This window comes from Pseudomonas sp. ATCC 43928 (genome assembly GCF_005938665.2).
In the GTDB taxonomy this organism is placed as follows: Bacteria; Pseudomonadota; Gammaproteobacteria; order Pseudomonadales; family Pseudomonadaceae; genus Aquipseudomonas.
Genome location: NZ_CP041753.1, coordinates 4,867,992 through 4,888,289, shown reverse-complemented (window position 1 = coordinate 4,888,289; position 20,298 = coordinate 4,867,992). Strand labels below are relative to the sequence as shown.

At 58.1% G+C, this 20,298-nt stretch carries 18 protein-coding genes; 14 read left to right on the top strand and 4 right to left on the bottom strand.

Annotated features, from left to right (window positions below):
* Position 1: 1 nt before the first annotated feature.
* The 10 genes from sdhA (at position 2) to FFH90_RS22195 (ending at position 13,730) form a co-directional block, all read left to right on the top strand.
* Positions 2 to 1,774, top strand: a complete 1,773-nt coding sequence (sdhA, locus tag FFH90_RS22245) for a succinate dehydrogenase flavoprotein subunit (protein ID WP_018925106.1) — start codon at positions 2 to 4, stop codon at positions 1,772 to 1,774.
* Positions 1,775 to 1,785: 11 nt separating this feature from the next.
* The gene (locus tag FFH90_RS22240) at positions 1,786 to 2,490 is read left to right on the top strand and encodes a succinate dehydrogenase iron-sulfur subunit (RefSeq protein ID WP_018925107.1); all 705 of its coding nucleotides are present in this window, start codon (positions 1,786 to 1,788) and stop codon (positions 2,488 to 2,490) included.
* A 262-nt stretch (positions 2,491 to 2,752) separates the two neighbouring features.
* Positions 2,753 to 5,584 (top strand): 2-oxoglutarate dehydrogenase E1 component, encoded by a 2,832-nt coding sequence (locus FFH90_RS22235; RefSeq protein ID WP_018925108.1) that lies wholly within the window; start codon positions 2,753 to 2,755, stop codon positions 5,582 to 5,584.
* A 42-nt stretch (positions 5,585 to 5,626) separates the two neighbouring features.
* The gene (gene odhB, locus FFH90_RS22230) at positions 5,627 to 6,841 is read left to right on the top strand and encodes a 2-oxoglutarate dehydrogenase complex dihydrolipoyllysine-residue succinyltransferase (RefSeq protein WP_018925109.1); all 1,215 of its coding nucleotides are present in this window, start codon (positions 5,627 to 5,629) and stop codon (positions 6,839 to 6,841) included.
* A 110-nt stretch (positions 6,842 to 6,951) separates the two neighbouring features.
* Entirely contained in the window at positions 6,952 to 8,388 is a 1,437-nt protein-coding gene (gene lpdA / locus FFH90_RS22225; RefSeq protein WP_018925110.1) for a dihydrolipoyl dehydrogenase, read from the top strand.
* A gap of 199 nt (positions 8,389 to 8,587) precedes the next feature.
* A complete protein-coding gene (gene sucC, locus FFH90_RS22220) occupies positions 8,588 to 9,754 on the top strand; it encodes an ADP-forming succinate--CoA ligase subunit beta (RefSeq protein WP_007919879.1) in 1,167 nt (388 codons plus the stop codon).
* Positions 9,754 to 10,635, top strand: coding sequence for a succinate--CoA ligase subunit alpha (gene sucD / locus FFH90_RS22215; RefSeq protein WP_007919877.1), 882 nt, complete (start codon positions 9,754 to 9,756; stop codon positions 10,633 to 10,635). The genes sucC and sucD overlap by 1 nt, the downstream gene beginning before the upstream one ends.
* A gap of 475 nt (positions 10,636 to 11,110) precedes the next feature.
* Positions 11,111 to 12,424 carry a branched-chain amino acid transport system II carrier protein gene (gene brnQ / locus FFH90_RS22205; protein ID WP_111454375.1) on the top strand — a complete coding sequence of 438 codons (1,314 nt, stop codon included), beginning with the start codon at positions 11,111 to 11,113 and terminating at the stop codon, positions 12,422 to 12,424.
* A 167-nt stretch (positions 12,425 to 12,591) separates the two neighbouring features.
* Positions 12,592 to 13,329 carry a DUF599 domain-containing protein gene (locus FFH90_RS22200; protein ID WP_018925112.1) on the top strand — a complete coding sequence of 246 codons (738 nt, stop codon included), beginning with the start codon at positions 12,592 to 12,594 and terminating at the stop codon, positions 13,327 to 13,329.
* Positions 13,329 to 13,730, top strand: coding sequence for an MAPEG family protein (locus tag FFH90_RS22195; RefSeq protein ID WP_138866102.1), 402 nt, complete (start codon positions 13,329 to 13,331; stop codon positions 13,728 to 13,730). The genes FFH90_RS22200 and FFH90_RS22195 overlap by 1 nt, the downstream gene beginning before the upstream one ends.
* Positions 13,731 to 13,808: 78 nt before the next feature.
* On the opposite strand, the gene FFH90_RS22190 is transcribed toward FFH90_RS22195, so the two are convergent.
* The gene (locus FFH90_RS22190) at positions 13,809 to 14,054 is read right to left on the bottom strand and encodes a hypothetical protein (protein WP_138866808.1); all 246 of its coding nucleotides are present in this window, start codon (positions 14,052 to 14,054) and stop codon (positions 13,809 to 13,811) included.
* Between the two features lie 157 nt (positions 14,055 to 14,211).
* On the opposite strand from FFH90_RS22190, the gene FFH90_RS22185 reads away from it, so the two are divergent.
* From FFH90_RS22185 to FFH90_RS22170, 4 genes are all read left to right on the top strand, one after another.
* Entirely contained in the window at positions 14,212 to 14,688 is a 477-nt protein-coding gene (locus FFH90_RS22185) for a PaaI family thioesterase (RefSeq protein WP_138866101.1), read from the top strand.
* Positions 14,685 to 15,137 carry a PaaI family thioesterase gene (locus tag FFH90_RS22180; protein WP_019579626.1) on the top strand — a complete coding sequence of 151 codons (453 nt, stop codon included), beginning with the start codon at positions 14,685 to 14,687 and terminating at the stop codon, positions 15,135 to 15,137. Before FFH90_RS22185 ends, FFH90_RS22180 begins: the two co-directional genes overlap by 4 nt.
* A gap of 81 nt (positions 15,138 to 15,218) precedes the next feature.
* A complete protein-coding gene (gene htpG / locus FFH90_RS22175) occupies positions 15,219 to 17,123 on the top strand; it encodes a molecular chaperone HtpG (protein ID WP_026331729.1) in 1,905 nt (634 codons plus the stop codon).
* 67 nt (positions 17,124 to 17,190) lie between these two features.
* Positions 17,191 to 17,919, top strand: a complete 729-nt coding sequence (locus FFH90_RS22170) for a dienelactone hydrolase family protein (protein ID WP_138866100.1) — start codon at positions 17,191 to 17,193, stop codon at positions 17,917 to 17,919.
* Positions 17,920 to 18,012: 93 nt separating this feature from the next.
* Here FFH90_RS22170 and FFH90_RS22165 read toward each other — a convergent pair whose 3' ends face one another.
* From FFH90_RS22165 to FFH90_RS22155, 3 genes are all read right to left on the bottom strand, one after another.
* The gene (locus FFH90_RS22165; RefSeq protein ID WP_138866099.1) at positions 18,013 to 18,900 is read right to left on the bottom strand and encodes a pirin family protein; all 888 of its coding nucleotides are present in this window, start codon (positions 18,898 to 18,900) and stop codon (positions 18,013 to 18,015) included.
* Positions 18,901 to 18,961: 61 nt separating this feature from the next.
* Entirely contained in the window at positions 18,962 to 19,378 is a 417-nt protein-coding gene (locus FFH90_RS22160) for an OsmC family protein (protein ID WP_007936063.1), read from the bottom strand.
* A gap of 199 nt (positions 19,379 to 19,577) precedes the next feature.
* Positions 19,578 to 20,291 (bottom strand): DUF3108 domain-containing protein, encoded by a 714-nt coding sequence (locus tag FFH90_RS22155; RefSeq protein WP_064619375.1) that lies wholly within the window; start codon positions 20,289 to 20,291, stop codon positions 19,578 to 19,580.
* Positions 20,292 to 20,298: the final 7 nt, after the last annotated feature.

The window sequence follows — 20,298 nt, the reverse complement described above, 5'->3', positions numbered from 1 at the left end:
CATGGCTAACATTCCAACGATTTCTTTCGACGCCATCATTATTGGTGGCGGCGGTGCTGGCATGCGCGCAGCGCTGCAACTGGCACAAGGCGGTCACAAGACTGCCGTGATCACCAAGGTTTTCCCGACTCGTTCGCACACCGTATCGGCCCAGGGCGGCATCACTTGCGCCATTGCGTCTGCGGATCCGAACGATGACTGGCGCTGGCACATGTACGATACCGTCAAGGGTTCCGACTACATCGGTGACCAGGACGCTATCGAATACATGTGTCAGGAAGGTCCGGCAGCAGTTTTCGAACTGGACCACATGGGCCTGCCGTTCTCCCGTACCGAAACCGGTCGCATCTACCAGCGTCCGTTCGGCGGTCAGTCCAAGGACTACGGCAAGGGCGGCCAGGCTGCGCGTACCTGCGCGGCGTCCGACCGTACCGGTCACGCGCTGCTGCACACCCTTTATCAGGGCAACCTGAAAGCCGGCACCACGTTCCTGAACGAATACTACGCTGTCGATCTGGTAAAGAACGGTCAAGGCGAGTTCGTCGGTGTGATCGCGATCTGCATCGAAACCGGTGAAACCACCTACATCCGTGCCAAGGCCACCGTACTGGCCACCGGCGGTGCAGGTCGTATCTACGCTTCGACCACCAACGCCCTGATCAACACCGGTGACGGCGTTGGCATGGCGCTGCGTGCCGGCGTACCGGTACAAGACATCGAAATGTGGCAGTTCCACCCGACCGGCATCGCCGGCGCCGGTGTACTGGTAACCGAAGGTTGCCGTGGTGAAGGTGGTTACCTGATCAACAAGCACGGCGAGCGTTTCATGGAGCGTTATGCTCCGAACGCTAAAGACCTTGCCGGTCGTGACGTGGTTGCCCGTTCGATGGTTAAGGAAATCATCGCCGGCAACGGTTGCGGTCCGAATGGCGACCACGTAATGCTCAAGCTCGACCACCTGGGCGAGGAAGTGCTGCACAGCCGTCTGCCAGGCATCTGCGAACTGTCCAAGACTTTCGCGCACGTTGATCCGGTCGTCGCTCCGGTTCCGGTTGTTCCGACTTGCCACTATATGATGGGCGGCGTTGCCACCAACATTCATGGCCAGGCGATCACTCAGGACGCCGAAGGCAAGGACACCATTATTCCTGGCCTGTTCGCGGTTGGTGAAGTGGCTTGCGTATCGGTTCACGGTGCCAACCGTCTGGGCGGCAACTCGTTGCTCGACCTGGTGGTTTTCGGTCGTGCGGCCGGTCTGCACCTGGAAAAAGCGCTGACCGACGGTATCGAATACGACGACGCCACCGACGCCGACATCAATGCGGCCCTGTCGCGTCTGTCCGCTCTGAACGAGCGTACCGATGGTGAAGACGTGGCAACCCTGCGTCGCGAGCTGCAAAGCTGCATGCAGAACTACTTCGGTGTATTCCGTACTGGCGAATACATGCAGAAGGGTATTGCTCAACTGGCTGATCTGCGTGGCCGTATCGCCAACGTCAAGATCAACGACAAGAGCCAGGCGTTCAACACCGCGCGTATCGAAGCGCTGGAGCTGCAGAACCTGCTGGAAGTGGCCGAAGCTACCGCCATCGCTGCAGAAGTACGTAAAGAGTCCCGCGGTGCTCACGCCCGTGAAGACTTTGAAGACCGTGACGACGAAAACTGGCTGTGCCACACCCTGTACTTCCCGGGTGAGAAGCGCGTTGCCAAGCGTGCAGTGAACTTCTCGCCGAAGACTGTTCCGACTTTTGAACCTAAGATTCGGACTTATTAAGGGTGGCCGCCATGTTGCAAGTCAGTGTTTATCGTTACAACCCTGATCAGGACGCTGCGCCGTTCATGCAGGAATTCCAGGTTGATACCGGTGGTAAAGACCTGATGGTGCTGGACGTGCTGGCCCTGATCAAAGAGCAGGACGAGGGTTTCTCCTATCGTCGCTCTTGCCGTGAAGGTGTTTGCGGTTCCGACGGCATGAACATCAACGGCAAAAACGGTCTGGCGTGCATCACGCCGCTGTCTGCCGTCGTAAAAGGTAACAAGCTGATCGTTCGTCCTCTGCCAGGTTTGCCGGTTATCCGTGACTTGGTCGTCGATATGAGCATCTTCTACAAGCAATACGAAAAGGTTAAGCCATACCTGCAGAACGACACGCCGGCTCCGGCCATCGAGCGTCTGCAGTCCCCTGAAGAGCGTGAAAAACTCGACGGTCTGTACGAGTGCATCCTGTGCGCTTGCTGCTCGACTTCGTGCCCGTCCTTCTGGTGGAACCCGGACAAGTTCCTGGGCCCGGCTGCCCTGCTGCAAGCGTACCGCTTCCTGGCAGACAGCCGCGACACCAAGACGTCCGAGCGTCTGGCTTCGCTGGATGACCCGTTCAGCGTATTCCGCTGCCGGGGCATCATGAACTGCGTCAACGTTTGTCCGAAAGGCCTGAACCCGACTAAGGCCATTGGTCACATCCGTAACATGCTGCTGCAAAGCGGCGTGTGATTCAGCTGCTGTACCCGTAGAACCGCTGTACCCGTAGATGCTACGGCGCAGGCTTCAACCGGCGCCGTAGTTTTAACCTGAGCAGCAGCCCATAAGGCTGCGGCTCTTATTTTGAAGAAATGAGACAAGCAGGGGCATCCGGGCTGGTACCCGGACTATCAGCGTGATCCTAAGTGGCTTGTTTTAGTCGCTGCATTCGGACTTCTGCAAGTTTGCTCGGTGTCGACGCCGGTGGTGTTCCCCTAACCGAGGGTGACCAAGCATGCAAGAAAGCGTGATGCAGCGCATGTGGAACAGCGCCTACCTTTCCGGTAGTAACGCTGCCTATGTGGAAGAGCTCTACGAGCTCTACCTGCACGACCCTAACGCTGTGCCAGAAGAGTGGCGCACCTACTTCCAGAAGTTGCCTGCTGATGGCAACACTGCCACCGATGTTTCGCACTCCACAATTCGCGATCATTTCGTCTTGCTGGCAAAGAACCAGCGCCGCGCCCAACCGGTTTCCGCCGGCAGCGTGAGCAGTGAGCACGAGAAGAAGCAAGTTGAAGTGCTGCGATTGATCCAGGCCTACCGTATGCGTGGCCACCAGGCAGCCCAGCTTGACCCGCTGGGGCTGTGGCAGCGTCCTGCACCTGCAGACCTGTCAATCAATCATTACGGCTTGACCAATGCCGATCTTGATACGACCTTCCGTGCCGGCGACCTGTTCATCGGCAAAGAGGAGGCGAGCCTACGCGAAATTCACGAAGCGTTGCAGCAGACATATTGCCGCACCATCGGCGCTGAATTTACGCACATCACCGATTCCGAGCAGCGCCAGTGGTTCCAGCAGCGTCTGGAAAGCGTGCGCGGCCGTCCGACGTACTCCGCCGACATCAAGAGTCACCTGCTCGAGCGCGTCACTGCCGGCGAAGGTCTTGAAAAATACCTTGGGACCAAGTATCCGGGTACCAAGCGTTTCGGTCTGGAAGGCGGCGAGAGCCTGATTCCGATGCTCGATGAACTGATCCAGCGTTCCGGCTCCTACGGCACCAAGGAAATCGTCATCGGCATGGCCCACCGTGGTCGTCTGAACGTGCTGGTCAACACCTTTGGCAAGAACCCGCGCGAGTTGTTCGACGAGTTCGAAGGCAAGAAGAAGGTCGAGCTGGGTTCCGGTGACGTTAAATATCACCAGGGCTTCTCGTCCAACGTCATGACCACCGGCGGTGAAGTTCACCTGGCCATGGCTTTCAACCCGTCTCACCTGGAAATCGTTTCTCCAGTGGTCGAGGGTTCGGTCCGTGCCCGTCAGGATCGTCGTAACGATCCTACCGGTGAAAAGGTTCTGCCGATCTCCATCCACGGTGACGCGGCATTCGCCGGTCAAGGCGTGGTCATGGAAACCTTCCAGATGTCGCAGACCCGCGGTTTCAAGACCGGCGGCACCGTGCACATCGTGATCAACAACCAGGTCGGCTTCACCATCAGCAACCCGCTGGACTCGCGCTCCACCGAGTACGCGACCGACGTTGCGAAGATGATCCAGGCGCCGATCCTCCATGTGAATGGTGATGATCCGGAAGCCGTGTTGTTCGTGACCCAGTTGGCCATCGACTACCGCATGCAGTTCAAGCGTGACGTGGTGATCGATCTGGTCTGCTACCGTCGTCGCGGCCACAACGAGGCTGACGAGCCAAGCGGTACCCAGCCTCTGATGTATCAGCAGATCACCAAGCAGCGCACCACCCGTGAGCTGTATGCCGATCGTCTGACCCAGAGTGGGGTGCTGGACGCTGAGCGTGTTCAGGCGAAAGTCGACGAATACCGCAACGCGCTGGACAACGGTCTGCACGTAGTAAAAAGCCTGGTCAAAGAGCCGAACAAAGAGTTGTTCGTGGACTGGCGTCCGTATCTGGGCCACGCCTGGACCGCGCGTCACGATACTCGCTTCGATCTGAAAACCTTGCAGGAACTGTCCGCCAAGCTGCTGGAGATTCCGGAAGGCTTCGTGGTTCAGCGCCAGGTCTCGAAAATCTACGAAGACCGTCAGAAGATGCAAGCCGGCGGCCTGCCGATCAACTGGGGTTACGCCGAAACCATGGCGTACGCGACCCTGGCGTTCGAAGGTCACCCGATTCGCATGACGGGTCAGGACATCGGTCGCGGTACGTTCTCGCACCGTCACGCTGTCTTGCACAACCAGAAAGACGCGGGTACCTATATCCCGCTGCAAAACCTGTACAAGGGTCAGCCACGTTTCGACCTGTACGATTCGTTCCTGTCCGAAGAAGCGGTTCTGGCGTTCGAATACGGTTATTCGACCACCGAGCCAAACGCTCTGGTTATCTGGGAAGCCCAGTTCGGCGACTTCGCCAACGGTGCCCAGGTGGTTATCGACCAGTTCATCACCAGTGGCGAACACAAGTGGGGCCGTCTCTGCGGTCTGACCATGCTGTTGCCGCACGGTTATGAAGGTCAGGGTCCGGAGCACTCTTCGGCTCGTCTGGAGCGTTACCTGCAGCTGTGCGCCGAGCACAACATTCAGGTAGCCGTGCCGACTACGCCGGCCCAGATCTACCACTTGCTGCGTCGTCAGGTGATTCGCCCGCTGCGCAAACCATTGGTAGTCCTGACTCCGAAGTCGTTGCTGCGTCACAAGCTGGCCATCTCGACCCTGGAAGATCTGGCCGAAGGTTCGTTCCAGACCGTGATCCCGGAAATCGATGCGCTTGACCCGAAAAAGGTCACTCGCATGATCCTGTGCAGCGGCAAGGTCTACTATGACCTGCTGGAAAAACGCCGTGCCGAAGGTCGTGAAGACATCGCCATCGTGCGTATCGAGCAGCTGTATCCGTTCCCTGAGGACGACCTGATGGAGGCGCTCGCCCCTTACACCAACCTCGAAAACGTGGTTTGGTGCCAGGAAGAGCCGATGAACCAGGGCGCCTGGTACAGCAGCCAGCATCACATGCGTCGCAGCCTGACCAACCATAAACAAGGCCTGGTCCTGGAATACGCTGGTCGTGAGGCGTCTGCCGCACCTGCTTGCGGTTACGCTTCGATGCACGCCGAGCAGCAGGAACAACTGCTGCAAGATGCTTTCACTGTTTAACGCCTTCGCGCACCTGAAACCGAATTTAAGGACCCACAGATAATGGCTATCGAAATCAAAGCCCCCACTTTCCCGGAATCGGTTGCCGATGGCACCGTTGCCACCTGGCACAAAAAACCGGGCGACGCCGTCAAGCGTGACGAACTGATCGTCGACATCGAAACCGACAAAGTCGTACTGGAAGTTCTGGCCACTGCTGATGGCGTGCTGGGCGCGATCGTCAAGAACGAAGGCGACACCGTTCTGTCCGACGAAGTTCTGGGCTCCATTGGTGAGGGCGGTGCTGCCGCCGCTCCAGCCGCTGCTGCACCTGCCGCTGCTGCCGCTGCTCCTGCCGAAGCGGGCGAAGACGATCCTGTTGCTGCACCGGCTGCTCGCAAGCTGGCTGAAGAAAACGGCATCAACATCGCTTCCGTTGCCGGTACTGGCAAAGGCGGTCGTGTGACCAAGGAAGACGTGGTAGCAGCTGTTGCCGCCAAGAAAGCCGCTCCGGCTGCTGCACCTGCCAAGGCTGCTGCACCGGCTGCTTCGGCTCCGGTATTCGCTGCTGGCGACCGCGTAGAAAAACGCGTTCCGATGACCCGTCTGCGTGCCAAGGTTGCCGAGCGTCTGGTTGAAGCTCAATCGAACATGGCCATGCTGACCACTTTCAACGAAGTCGACATGACCGAAGTCATGGCCCTGCGTTCGAAGTACAAGGACCTGTTCGAGAAGTCCCACAACGGCGTACGCCTGGGCTTCATGTCGTTCTTCGTGAAAGCGGCTACCGAAGCGCTGAAACGCTTCCCGGCTGTCAACGCGTCGATCGACGGTGCCGACATCGTTTACCACGGCTACGCCGACGTTGGTGTGGCTGTTTCCAGCGACCGCGGTCTGGTTGTACCGGTTCTGCGTAACGCCGAACTGATGAGCCTGGCTGAAATCGAAGGCGGCATCGCTACCTTCGGCAAGAAAGCCCGTGACGGCAAACTGTCGATGGAAGAAATGACCGGCGGCACGTTCACCATCACCAACGGCGGTACTTTCGGTTCGATGATGTCGACTCCGATCGTCAACCCGCCGCAGGCTGCGATTCTGGGTATGCACAACATCATCCAGCGTCCTATGGCGATCAACGGTCAGGTAGTTATCCGTCCGATGATGTACCTGGCGCTGTCCTACGATCACCGTCTGATCGATGGCAAAGAAGCTGTGACCTTCCTGGTGACCATCAAGAACCTGCTGGAAGACCCGGCTCGTTTGCTGCTGGATATCTGATTTCGTTGCACGGGCCGTTCAATGATGGACGGCCCTTCTGTAATGACCAGCTTCGTCCCACGACGGTCCTCAAAAGGGGCCGTCCGGTTTGATTCGAGAAGGAATGACACATGACTCAGAAATTCGACGTGGTAGTGATTGGCGCGGGTCCTGGCGGCTACGTGGCTGCCATTAAAGCAGCGCAACTGGGCCTCACCACTGCCTGCATCGAGAAATACACCGACAAGGAAGGCAAACTGGCCCTCGGCGGTACTTGCCTGAACGTCGGCTGCATTCCATCCAAGGCGCTGCTGGACAGCTCCTGGAAGTTTCACGAAGCGCAAGACGGCTTCGCGATCCACGGTATCAACCACGCTGGCGTGACCATGGACGTGCCAGCAATGGTCGGCCGTAAAGCCAACATCGTCAAAGGCCTGACCTCCGGCGTTGCAACGCTGTTCAAGGCTAACGGCGTCACTTCGATCCAGGGCCACGGCAAACTGCTGGCTGGCAAGAAAGTCGAAGTCACCAAGCCTGACGGTTCGGTTGAAGTCATCGAAGCCGAAAACGTCATCCTGGCTCCGGGCTCGCGTCCGATCGACATTCCACCGGCTCCGGTCGACCAGAATGTGATCGTCGATTCGACTGGCGCTCTGGAATTCCAATCCGTACCAAAACGCCTGGGTGTAATCGGCGCTGGTGTTATCGGTCTGGAACTGGGTTCGGTATGGTCCCGTCTGGGCGCTGAAGTCACCGTTCTCGAAGCACTGGATACCTTCCTGATGGCAGCGGACACCGCTGTTTCCAAGGAAGCGCTGAAAACCCTGACCAAACAGGGTCTGGACATCAAGCTGGGCGCTCGCGTGACCGGTTCCAAAGTGAACGGCGACGAAGTCGTTGTGAACTACACCGATGCCAACGGCGAACAGAACATCACTTTCGACAAGCTGATCGTAGCCGTTGGTCGCCGTCCGGTGACCACTGATCTGCTGGCTGCCGATTGCGGCGTGACCCTGGACGAGCGCGGTTTCGTGCACGTTGACGATCACTGCGCCACCACCGTACCGGGCGTTTACGCCATCGGTGACGTGGTTCGCGGCATGATGCTGGCTCACAAAGCCTCGGAAGAGGGCATCATGGTTGTCGAGCGCATCAAGGGCCATAAAGCCCAGATGAACTATGACCTGATCCCTTCGGTTATTTATACTCACCCGGAAATCGCGTGGGTCGGTAAAACCGAGCAGGCCTTGAAAGCTGAAGGCGTAGAAGTTAACGTCGGCACCTTCCCGTTCGCAGCCTCTGGCCGTGCCATGGCCGCCAACGATACCGGTGGTTTCGTCAAGGTCATCGCTGATGCCAAGACTGACCGCGTATTGGGCGTCCACGTGATTGGCCCGAGCGCCGCAGAACTGGTTCAGCAGGGCGCGATCGGCATGGAATTCGGCACCAGCGCTGAAGACCTGGGCATGATGGTTTTCTCCCATCCGACCCTGTCTGAAGCCTTGCACGAAGCAGCGTTGGCAGTGAATGGCGGCGCCATCCACATCGCCAACCGCAAGAAACGCTAAGCGGATAATAAGAAACCACGGCGGTACGGCCCGTCGTGAGCCTTGCGAGCAAGACTCACCGCGGAATGTCCGCTGGACGCAGTCTTGCGTAGCTGCACCGGGTACCCGGCAAGGTTACGCAAGCAGCAGTCACAGGTGGTGCGGCACTTGAATGAGTGCAGCACCGAATGCGCAGTACCTAACGAAGACGGTAATAAGCATGAATCTTCACGAGTATCAGGGTAAGCAGCTGTTCGCTGAGTACGGCCTGCCAGTATCCACCGGTTACGCGGTAGACACCCCGGAAGCAGCAGCAGAAGCTTGCGACAAAATCGGCGGCAGCGAATGGGTTGTCAAAGCCCAGGTTCACGCCGGTGGTCGCGGTAAAGCGGGCGGCGTAAAGCTGGTTCGCAGCAAAGAAGACGCTAAAGCATTCGCACAGCAGTGGCTGGGCAAGCGTCTGGTGACTTACCAGACTGACGCCAATGGTCAGCCAGTCACCAAAATCCTGGTTGAATCGTGCACTGATATCGCTAAAGAGCTGTACCTGGGCGCTGTCGTTGACCGTTCGAGCCGTCGCATCGTGTTCATGGCTTCCACCGAAGGTGGCGTGGACATCGAGAAAATTGCTCACGACACTCCAGAAAAAATTCTGAAAGCCACTATCGATCCACTGGTTGGCGCTCAGCCATTCCAGGGTCGCGAGCTGGCATTCCAGCTGGGTCTGGAAGGCAAGCAAGTTGCTCAGTTCGCCAAGATCTTCGTAGGTCTGGCCAAGCTGTTCAAGGATCACGACCTGGCTCTGCTGGAAGTGAACCCGCTGGTGATCAAGGCTGACGGCGATCTGCACTGCCTCGATGCCAAGATCAACATCGACGCCAACGCCATGTACCGTCAGCCTAAGCTGAAGACTTTCCACGATCCGTCGCAAGACGATCCGCGCGAAGCGCACGCTGCCAAGTTCGAACTGAACTACGTAGCACTGGAAGGCAACATCGGTTGCATGGTCAACGGTGCTGGCCTGGCCATGGGTACCATGGACATCGTTAACCTGCATGGCGGCAAACCAGCCAACTTCCTCGACGTGGGCGGCGGTGCTACCAAAGAACGCGTAACCGAAGCGTTCAAGATCATCCTGTCCGACACTAACGTCGCTGCAGTACTGGTCAACATCTTCGGCGGCATCGTTCGTTGCGACATGATTGCCGAAGGCATCATCGGCGCTGTGAAAGAAGTCGGCGTGAAAATCCCGGTTGTTGTTCGCCTTGAAGGCAACAACGCTGAGCTGGGCGCTAAAGTACTGGCAGAAAGCGGTTTGAACATCATCGCTGCTACCAGCCTGACCGACGCTGCTCAACAAGTTGTCAAAGCTGCGGAGGGCAAATAATGAGCGTCCTGATCAATAAAGACACCAAAGTTATCTGCCAGGGTATTACCGGTTCGCAAGGTAGTTTCCACACCCAGCAAGCCATCGAGTACGGCACCAAGATGGTTGGCGGCGTAACTCCAGGCAAAGGCGGCACCGAGCACCTGGGCCTGCCAGTGTTCAACACCGTGAAAGACGCTGTAGCTGCCACTGGCGCCACCGCCAGCGTGATCTACGTTCCAGCTCCTTTCTGCAAGGACTCCATCCTGGAAGCAGCCTTCGGCGGCATCAAGCTGATCGTTTGCATCACTGAAGGCATTCCTACCCTGGACATGCTGGATGCCAAGGTCAAGTGCGACGAGCTGGGCGTAGTCCTGATCGGTCCTAACTGCCCAGGCGTGATCACTCCAGGCGAATGCAAGATCGGCATCATGCCAGGTCACATTCACTTGCCAGGCAAGGTCGGTATCGTTTCCCGTTCCGGCACCCTGACCTACGAAGCTGTGAAGCAGACTACTGACGCCGGTTTCGGTCAGTCGACTTGCGTCGGCATCGGTGGTGACCCGATCCCGGGTTCGAACTTCATCGACATCCTGAAGCTGTTCCAGGAAGACCCGAAGACCGAAGCGATCGTGATGATCGGCGAGATCGGCGGTTCGGCTGAAGAAGAAGCGGCTGCCTACATCAAGGCACACGTGACCAAGCCGGTTGTTTCCTACATCGCTGGTGTGACTGCTCCTCCGGGCAAGCGCATGGGCCATGCTGGTGCAATCATCTCTGGCGGCAAAGGCACTGCAGACGAGAAATTCGCTGCTCTGCAAGACGCAGGCGTTAAAACCGTGCGTTCGCTGGCAGACATCGGCAAGGCCCTGGCCGAGCTGACCGGTTGGGCCGTCAAGTAAGCCTCGCGCTTAACTGACGCTCCACCAAACAAAGGCCACCTTCGGGTGGCCTTTGTCATTTCCGGGGTTTGAGATATTCGCAGCGCTTTTTGTGGCGAGGGAGCTTGCTCCCGCTGGGTTGCGAAGCGACCCCAAAACCTGCACTCGCGTTACATCAGGCAGTTTGTGTTTGTCTGTTTGCGTCTGCTGCGCAGCCGAGCGGGACGGTGCGGCGATCCGACAAGCTCCCTCGCCACAGGGCGGTTGTGAAAATTAGATATGTAAACACGACACTGAAATGTCGCGTATCGGATAGTTCGCCCTGTAATAGTGCGTTTGGTGGGCAAATTCGGTAGGCTAGCCGCCATTTTGCGTTTGCGGCCCACAAGGCTGCGGCGCGCTAAACGGGTCAGTCCTATACGGATCGACAGCATTTCCCTCACCCATAAGGGAAATCCCTCTCTAAATTCCGATTCAGTAGTGTGGTATTTCCTTAATGAAAGTGTTGAAAGGCCAGGACATCCTGGCACTGGGCTTCATGACATTTGCCCTGTTCGTCGGGGCTGGCAACATCATCTTCCCGCCTATCGTCGGTTTGCAGTCCGGGCCTAATGTCTGGATGGCGGCGCTGGGTTTTCTGATCACCGCAGTCGGTCTGCCGGTGATCACCGTGGTCGCCCTGGCCAAGGTCGGTGGTGCAATGGATGCCTTGAGCAGCCCGATCGGTAAAATCGCCGGGGGCCTGCTGGCAGCCGCGTGCTACCTCGCTGTCGGCCCGTTGTTCGCGACACCACGCACCGCGACCGTGTCGTTCGAAGTGGGTCTGGCGCCGCTGACCGGCGAGAGCCCGCTGGCGCTGTTTCTCTATAGCTCGGTGTACTTCCTGCTGGTGTTCTTCATCTCGCTCTATCCGGGCCGTCTGCTGGACACCGTAGGACGGTTCCTCGCACCGCTGAAGATCATCGCCCTGGCCGTTCTCGGCATCGCAGCGTTCGCGTTGCCGGCCGGTAACATTGGCGTGGCTACCCCTGAATATGTGGCGGCACCGTTCTCCCAGGGCTTCATCAATGGTTACCTGACCATGGATACCCTGGGTGCGCTGGTATTCGGCATTGTCATCGTCAATGCGATCCGCTCCCGTGGCGTGGAATCGCCGGTGTTGATCACCCGTTACGCGATCATTGCCGGGCTGATTGCCGGTGTAGGTCTGGCGCTGGTTTACGTCAGCCTGTTCCGTCTCGGCTCGGGCAGCCATGAAGTGGCCGCCGGTGCCACCAACGGCGCGGCGGTATTGCACGCCTACGTGCAGCACACCTTCGGTTCGCTGGGCAGTGGTTTCCTCGCGGTGCTGATCTCCCTGGCCTGCCTGGTGACTGCGGTCGGTTTGACCTGCGCCTGTGCCGAATACTTCAGCCGTGTGCTGCCACTGTCCTACAAGACGCTGGTGATCATCCTGGCCGCGTTCTCCCTGCTGGTGTCCAACCTGGGCCTCACCAAGCTGATTGCGTTCTCGATTCCGGTACTGACCGCCATCTACCCGCCGTGCATCGCCCTGGTGGCTCTGAGCTTCTGCAAGGACTTCTGGCATGAGCAGGGTCGCATCGTCGGTCCGGTGATGCTGGTGTCGTTCATTTTCGGCATGATCGACGCCCTCAAGGGCGCCGGTCTCGCCGACTGGATGCCGACTCAACTGGCTCACCTGCCTCTGAGCGAGCAGGGCCTGGCGTGGCTGGTGCCGTCGTTCATGACCCTGGTGGTTGCCGTGGTTTGCGACCGTCTGCTGGGCAAGCGCGAAGAAGCGCTGGCTTAAGCCGCTTCATGACCCGCCACAAGCGGGCTTGAGCTACAAATGGAAATGCCCCGTATCAATCGATACGGGGCATTTTTTATGCGCGTGATGCAGTGTCTTTTTCCTTGGGTTAACGTCGAAGCACTATCCGCAGGTTTCATCATCGTCTACACATCACAAGGAACTGCATGTCGTTCATCCACGCCAATCTGATCCACATCCTCGCCGCGCTCTGGTTTGTCGTCTGCTGGGGTGGCTACACCCGTTACGCGACATGGAAGGGCCGTGACACCGCATGCCTGGCCAGTGTGCTGCACCTGTACCGCGAAGACTGGATGCGCCGCATGCTGTTGCGCGACAACCGCATCGCCGATGCCAGCGTGATCGGTAACCTGGAGCGCAACGCCTCGTTCTTCGCTTCCAGCACGTTGATTATCCTGGCCGGTATCCTCACGGTGTTGGGTGCATCCGAAAGAGCCGTGTCGTTGCTTGCGGATATCCCGATGGTGCAACAGGCTTCCCAAGGCATGTCGGAGATCAAGTTGTTGTGCCTGGCGCTGGTGTTTGTCTATGCGTTCTTTACGTTCAGCTGGTGCATGCGTCAGTACAACTTTGCGGCCATTCTCGTGGGTTCGGCACCGATGATCGGTGAGCGACATGTGTCCGAGCAAGAGCGTAACGCCTTTGCTTCCCGAGCCGCCCGTGTCATCTCCATGGCGGCCAACCAGTTCAACTTCGGTCTGCGTTCCTATTACTTCGGCATGAGCATGCTGGCGTGGTTTGTCAGCCCCTGGTTGTTCATGTTGATGAGCGCCGGTGTCGTGTTGGTATTGTATCGCCGCGAGTTTCACTCCGACGTTCTTGACGTGATGGTCTATACACCTACAGAGGCGCCATTGCCTGAGCTGAACAAAGAGGCGGCTTGATGAGTATTCCGTTCTGGTGTGTGTTTATCAGTGCCTTGTTGATTTTCGTGGCGCGCATGCCGGTGGCCAAGGCGATGAAAGAGCAGGGCGGTTACAACAATCACCTACCGCGTCAACAACAGGCGCAACTCACAGGTTTCGGCGCCCGGGCATTGGCGGCCCACCAGAACAGTTTCGAGGCGTTCATTTTGTTTGCGGTCGGGGTGTTGATGGCGCACACCACGCAAACGGCGGGATGGCTGATCGATGCGCTGGCGATCATCTTCGTGATCGCGCGCGTTATCTACTTACTGTGTTATTGGGCTGATCTGGCCTGGCAGCGAAGTCTGGTGTGGTTCGTCGGATTAGTGTGTTCGTTGTTGCTGATGATTAGTCCGACTTTTAGGATAATTTTGCTCTAAGACTGCGTTGCGAACAAAAGCTGCAGATAAAAGAAAACCCGCACTTGGCGGGTTTTCTTTTATCACAAAAAAACGCTTTTAGTTTTTAGGTGCTTCCGGCGCGGCTTCTTTTGCCGCTGCTGCGTTCGATTCGGCCTGAGCTTTGGCAGCATCGGCGTTTTCTTTCGCTGCCTCGTTCACTTTATCCTGAGCTTCGCTCATTTTTTCCTGAGCTTGCTCACTGTGTTTGGCGGCATCTTGAGCTTTGTCCTCGGATTTTTTATCGCAGGCAGCGAGACCGAGGGAAGCGGTCAACATCAAGGCAATAGCTAAAGTCTTACGCATGGGGTGTTTCTCCTGATGGAAAATATCTACTGGCCTTTCGAGCACGGCAATCACGGTTAAGTTCCTCAAATCACTCAGATATATAAGTTTGTTTTGCCATGGAACTTTTACCCTTTAGCCTGCTACTTTGCCCGGACACTAAGGAGCGTTTTATCAGATGGCCGAAAACCCCGTTTTTGAGCGTGCGACGCGATTCCTGTCGGCGTTGCGCCATTGTCAGGTACTCGGCATGCGCGTTCACAGCGCCAGCGGCGAAGGGCTGACGGTAATTCTCCCGTACAGCCGGCAGATCGTCGGTAATCCGCAAACCGGGGTGATTCATGGCGGTGCGTTGACCTCGCTGATGGATACCGCCTGTGGCATGGCCACCCTCTGCGTGCTGCCTGAGTTCGAAGTCTGCCCGACGCTCGACCTGCGCATCGACTACATGCATGCCGCCGAGCCACACAAGGACGTTTACGGCTTCGCCCAATGCTACCGAGTGACTACCGATGTGATTTTTGCGCGTGGTTTTGCCTATCAGGACGACCCCGAACAGCCCATCGCTCATGTAGTGGGTACTTTCATGCGCATGGGCAAGGGCATCAAAGGTACTAAAAACTTTGGCGGCGCCATTGCCGGAGGTACGAAATGACCGACACGTTTAAGGAACAGCTTCAACAGGCTCATGCGCAGGGGGACTACGCCGCGCTGCTGCAGCTGATTCCTTACGCCGAGCTGATCGGCGTCGAATGTTCGCGGGTAGGAGATGAGCTGCTGTTTCGTCTGCCGGCCAACAAAGACAACATTGGTAACCCTTTACTGCCGGCGATTCATGGCGGGGTGATTGCCGGGTTCATGGAGCTCTCGGCGGCGTTGCACCTGTTGATTTTCACCGGCTCACCCGGTGTGCCGAAGATTATCGACTTCTCCCTCGACTACCTGCGCGCGGGGCAGTTTCGCGATACCTGGGCCCGATGCCAGGTTTGTCGCCAGGGGCGGCGGGTGGCGAACGTGGCGATTACCGCCTGGCAAAGCACTGAAGCCGAGCCCATTGCCACGGCCCGGGCCCACTTCAAAATCGAAGAGCCCTTGAAATCCTGATCTCAGCCCCCAACTCTGAGGACAACCCGCCGCCGACCCTCAAGGTCGCGGCCACTGCCATCTGATTGGAGTTTGATGACCATGAGTGTGGAAACTCAAAAGGAAACCCTGGGCTTCCAGACCGAGGTGAAGCAGCTGCTGCACCTCATGATCCATTCGCTGTATTCCAACAAGGAAATCTTCCTTCGCGAATTGATCTCGAACGCCTCTGACGCTGTCGATAAATTACGTTTTGAAGCGCTGGCCAAGCCTGAATTGCTGGAAGGCGGCGCTGAGCTGAAAATCCGTGTGAGCTTCGACAAGGACGCTAAAACCGTCACCCTCGAAGACAACGGCATCGGCATGAGCCGTGAAGATGCGGTCACTCACTTGGGCACCATCGCCAAGTCCGGTACCGCCGATTTCATGAAGCACCTGTCTGGTGATCAGAAAAAAGACTCGCACCTGATCGGTCAGTTCGGTGTTGGTTTCTACTCGGCGTTCATCGTCGCCGATAAAGTTGACGTATTCAGCCGCCGTGCCGGCCTCGCTGCCAGCGAAGGTGTGCACTGGTCGTCCAAGGGCGAAGGCGAATTTGAAATCGCCACCGTCGAAAAAGCTGATCGCGGCACCCGTATCGTTCTGCACCTGAAATCCGGCGAAGACGAGTTCGCCGATGGCTGGCGCCTGCGCAACATCATCAAGAAGTATTCCGACCACATCGCCTTGCCGATCGAGTTGCCGAAAGAAGTGGCAGCCGCCGAAGGCGAAGAGAAGCCTGCCGTTGAGTGGGAAACCGTCAACCGCGCCAGCGCCCTGTGGACTCGCCCTCGCACTGAAGTGAAGGACGAGGAATACCAGGAGTTCTACAAGCACGTCGCTCACGATTTCGAAAACCCGCTGAGCTGGAGCCACAACAAAGTCGAGGGCAAGCTCGAGTACACCTCGCTGCTTTATGTGCCGACCCGTGCTCCGTTCGATCTGTACCAGCGTGAAGCGCCGAAAGGCCTGAAACTGTACGTGCAGCGCGTGTTCGTCATGGATCAGGCTGAGTCGTTCCTGCCGCTGTACCTGCGCTTCATCAAAGGCGTGGTCGACTCCAACGACCTGTCGCTGAACGTGTCGCGGGAAATCCTGCAGAAAGACCCGATCATCGACTCCATGAAATCGGCGCTGACCAAGCGCGTTCTGGACATGCTGGAAAAACTGGCGAAGAACGAGCCTGAGCAATACAAAGGCTTCTGGAAGAACTTCGGTCAGGTCATGAAAGAAGGCCCGGCAGAAGACTTCGCCAACAAAGAAAAAATTGCCGGTCTGCTGCGTTTCGCGTCCACTCAGGGCGATGACGGCGAGCAGGTTGTAGGTCTGGCCGACTACCTGGCCCGTGCCAAGGAAGGTCAGGACAAGATCTACTACCTGACCGGTGAAACCTACGCGCAAGTCAAAAACAGCCCGCACCTGGAAGTTTTCCGCAAGAAAGGCATCGAAGTGCTGCTGCTGACCGACCGTATCGACGAGTGGCTGATGAGCTACCTCAGCGACTTCGACGGCAAGAGCTTTGTCGACGTGGCACGCGGTGACCTGGACCTCGGCAACCTGGATTCGGAAGAAGACAAGAAAGCCGCGGAAGAAGTCGCCAAGTCCAAAGAAGGCCTGGTTGAGCGTCTCAAGACCGCTTTGGGTGAGTCCGTTGCTGAAGTGCGGGTTTCCCATCGCCTGACCGATTCCCCGGCGATTCTGGCCATCGGCGAGCAGGACCTGGGCCTGCAAATGCGTCAGATCCTGGAAGCCAGCGGTCAGAAGGTTCCGGATTCGAAGCCGATCTTCGAATTCAACCCGGCTCACCCGCTGATCGAGAAGCTCGACAACGAGCAGAGCGACGAGCGCTTCGGCGACCTGTCGCACATTCTGTTCGATCAGGCGGCCCTGGCGGCCGGCGACAGCTTGAAAGACCCGGCCGCTTATGTGCGTCGTCTGAACAAGCTGCTGGTTGAACTGTCGGTTTAACCACGTTGTATAAAAACCCGCTTCGGCGGGTTTTTTCATTCTGGTGCTTTTTTACTGGGAGTCAGTCATGAGCCAAATCACTGTTCGATCCGTCGCCTATCAGATCGACGGCCAATCGTATGAAAGCCGTCTGGCCTTCGATGCCGACCATAAAGGCCCGCGTCCGGGTCTGTTGATGGCGCCGAACTGGATGGGCGTCAGCGTCGGCGCCGAGGAGATTGCCAAATCGGTGGCATCCAAGGGTTATGTGGTGCTGATCGCGGATCTGTACGGGCAATCGGTTCGTCCGCAGAACGGCGACGAGGCAGGCGCGGCGATGATGCCGCTGAAGAATGATCGCGCCTTACTGCGCAAACGCATGCAGGCAGCCTTCGAACAACTGCAAGGGCAGGGCGAGGCGGCGGTCGATACCTCGAAACTGGCGACTTTTGGTTTCTGCTTCGGTGGTTGCTGCGCGCTGGAGCTGGCGCGTAGCGGTGCGCCGGTGAAGGCTGCGGTGTCGTTCCATGGCACGCTCGATACGCCGAACGTGAACGATGCGAAAAACATCAAGGGTTCAGTGCTGGTGCTGCATGGCGCCGCCGATCCATTGGTGCCGAAAGACCAGCTGCCAGCGTTTGAAGCTGAGATGAATGCCGCCGGTGTGGATTGGCAATTGCTGAGCTATGGCGGCGCGGTGCATTCGTTCACCGACCCGCATGCCAACGTGCCGGGCATGATGATGTATGACGCGAAAACCGCGGCTCGCGCGTTCACGTCGATGCATAACTTGCTGGATGAAGTGTTCAAGGGTTGATTGCTGCTCTCGGTCCGGACGATGATCGTTCCCACGCTCTGCGTGGGAATGCCTCTAGGGATGCTCGCGGCGTGGGAACGATCAGCCGATCAGTTACAGGGGCGTTGGCGGGCTTCGGTGTTTCGGCAACTCAATCCGCTCACTTTCCCCCGGCACCGTCGGCCAATCCCCGGCCGCCCAGCGCCGACGTGCTTCATCAATCAACGCCGGATCACTGGCCACGAAGTTCCAGTTGATCCGTCGTGGCCCGTCCAGTGGCGCTCCGCCAAACAGTACGGCATGGCAGTCACTCTCGGCGAACAGCGTCATCTCTTCCCCGGCCGGCAGCACTACTAGCGTGTAGGGCTCCAGCAGCTCGCCATCAAGCTGCGCCTCGCCGCTCAACACATACAGCGCCCGTTCTTCATGCTCGGTGGGAATCAGCAGCGTGGTCGCCGTTTGCAGGTTCAATTCGGCATACAGCGTAGGCGAAAGCACCGGGACCGGTGATTCAAGGCAAAAGCCCTTCCCGGCGATCATTCGTATCTTCACGCCAAGGTTTTCGCTGACGGGCAGCGTGGCTGCTGGATGGTGGCTGTAGTGTCCTGGGCCGTGCTCACGGTCCTTGGGCGAAGCCAGCCAGATCTGTAAGCCGTGCATCGTACCGCCACTGTTCTTCAAGGCTTCGGGCGTGCGTTCGACGTGGGCAATCGCACTGCCGGCGGTCATCCAGCTGACATCGCCGGCATTCACCACCTGATCGGAACCGAGGCTGTCCTTGTGCTGGATTTGCCCTTCGAACAGGTAGGTGAGGGTGGACAGCCCGATGTGCGGATGCTGACGGATGTCCATGCCTTTGCCCGGTGGATAACGGGTTTCGAGCATGTGGTCGAAAAACACGAAGGGCCCGACGTTGCGGCACTTGGCTGATGGCAAAGGGCGAAGGATCGGCTGGCCTTCGACATCTTCGGCGCGGGGGCGGATCACGAGCGGAGTGTTCATGGTGCGTTCCAGGCTGAGCGGGTGACGCAGGGAGCATAACCCGCTTGCGCAGCCGTTGCCGCTATTGGCTGAAGGCGCCTTCGGACAGATGAGTCTCGATGCTGACTTCAGAGGTGGTCATCAGCTTATGTACCGGGCAGCGGTCGGCCACGCGGTGCAGCTCGTCGCGCTGGGCGTCGGTGAGTACGCCCTTGAGCGTGAGTTTGACGTGCAGGGCATATTTGCCTTTCTGCTCTTCACTGTTGTCGCGCTTGACCTCGACCCCGACGCCGGTCAGTGGGATGCCCTTCTTCTTCGCATACAGTTTCAGGGTCAGGGCCTTGCAGGCGCCGAGGGCCGCGTCGAAATAGTCATGGGGCTCTGGCGCGGTGCCTTCGCCACCGGACGACTTGGGAACATCGGCAAACAGTTCATGGTCATCGATCTGGACGCTGTGACGAAAACCTTCGGCGGAGACAGTATTGACGGTAACGGTCATGGGAAACCTCGCAGGGATCAGGAAAAGTCATTCGATCAAAAAAGACCCTGAATTTATAGAGTATTCCTTCACGTTCGCGTTCCTATTTCTTGCCGGACGATTTGGCCACAGCTCAAAGTTGTCATTGTCCTGTCCCCCCCCCGCTTAACGCCAGACGAAAAAAAGCCCCGCGTTTGCGGGGCTTTCATGTCGGTCCGGATCAGCTGCCTTTGACCGTCTTGCCGTTGACCGTACCGTCGAGGAGCATGATGTTGTACTCCTTGCCGTCGGTTTCGACCTGTTGCAGACGGACCAGCAGGTAATCCCAATCCTTGGCGAACCACAGCACGGTGATGCGCTTGCTTTGTGTCGGATCGCGCACGCGCTCGACCTTGACCGCATCGATCTGGCCTGCCTTGGTGTCGACTTTCTCCGAGCCCAGCACGCGGAAGTCATAGGTATCGACTTCGCCGGCATCGACGACCTGATAGCTCATGCTTTTCTTGCCGGAGGCCACGTCATGCTGCAGCGCCAGTTGATAGGTGGACTTGTCGACCATGCCGCGGTTGAGCGGGAGCTTGACGGCGTCACCGCGGTCGGTGCCGGTGACCATCTTGTTGGTCCAGTCGAAATCCAGATCAGCCTTCTTGGCTTTGCCCAGGCCACCGCGTTCGAAGTGGTAGGACTGCGGCAGCAGCGTGTCCTTGTCCAGGGTCAGGGTGCTTTCTTCGGTCAGGCTGGCGATCATCATCGATGCCTTGAAGCTGAGTTTCCAGACGCCGTTGGCTTCCTTGGTCAGGCTTCGTTCGGCGGTGCCGCTCATGGGCAGTTGCTTCCAGTCGGCGGTGTAGCTGGCGGAGAAGGGATGAAGGTCCGCGGCCTGCGCAAACGGCAGGGCGAGCAGGGCGCAAGCGAAGAGCAGGGCACGACGCATAAAATCT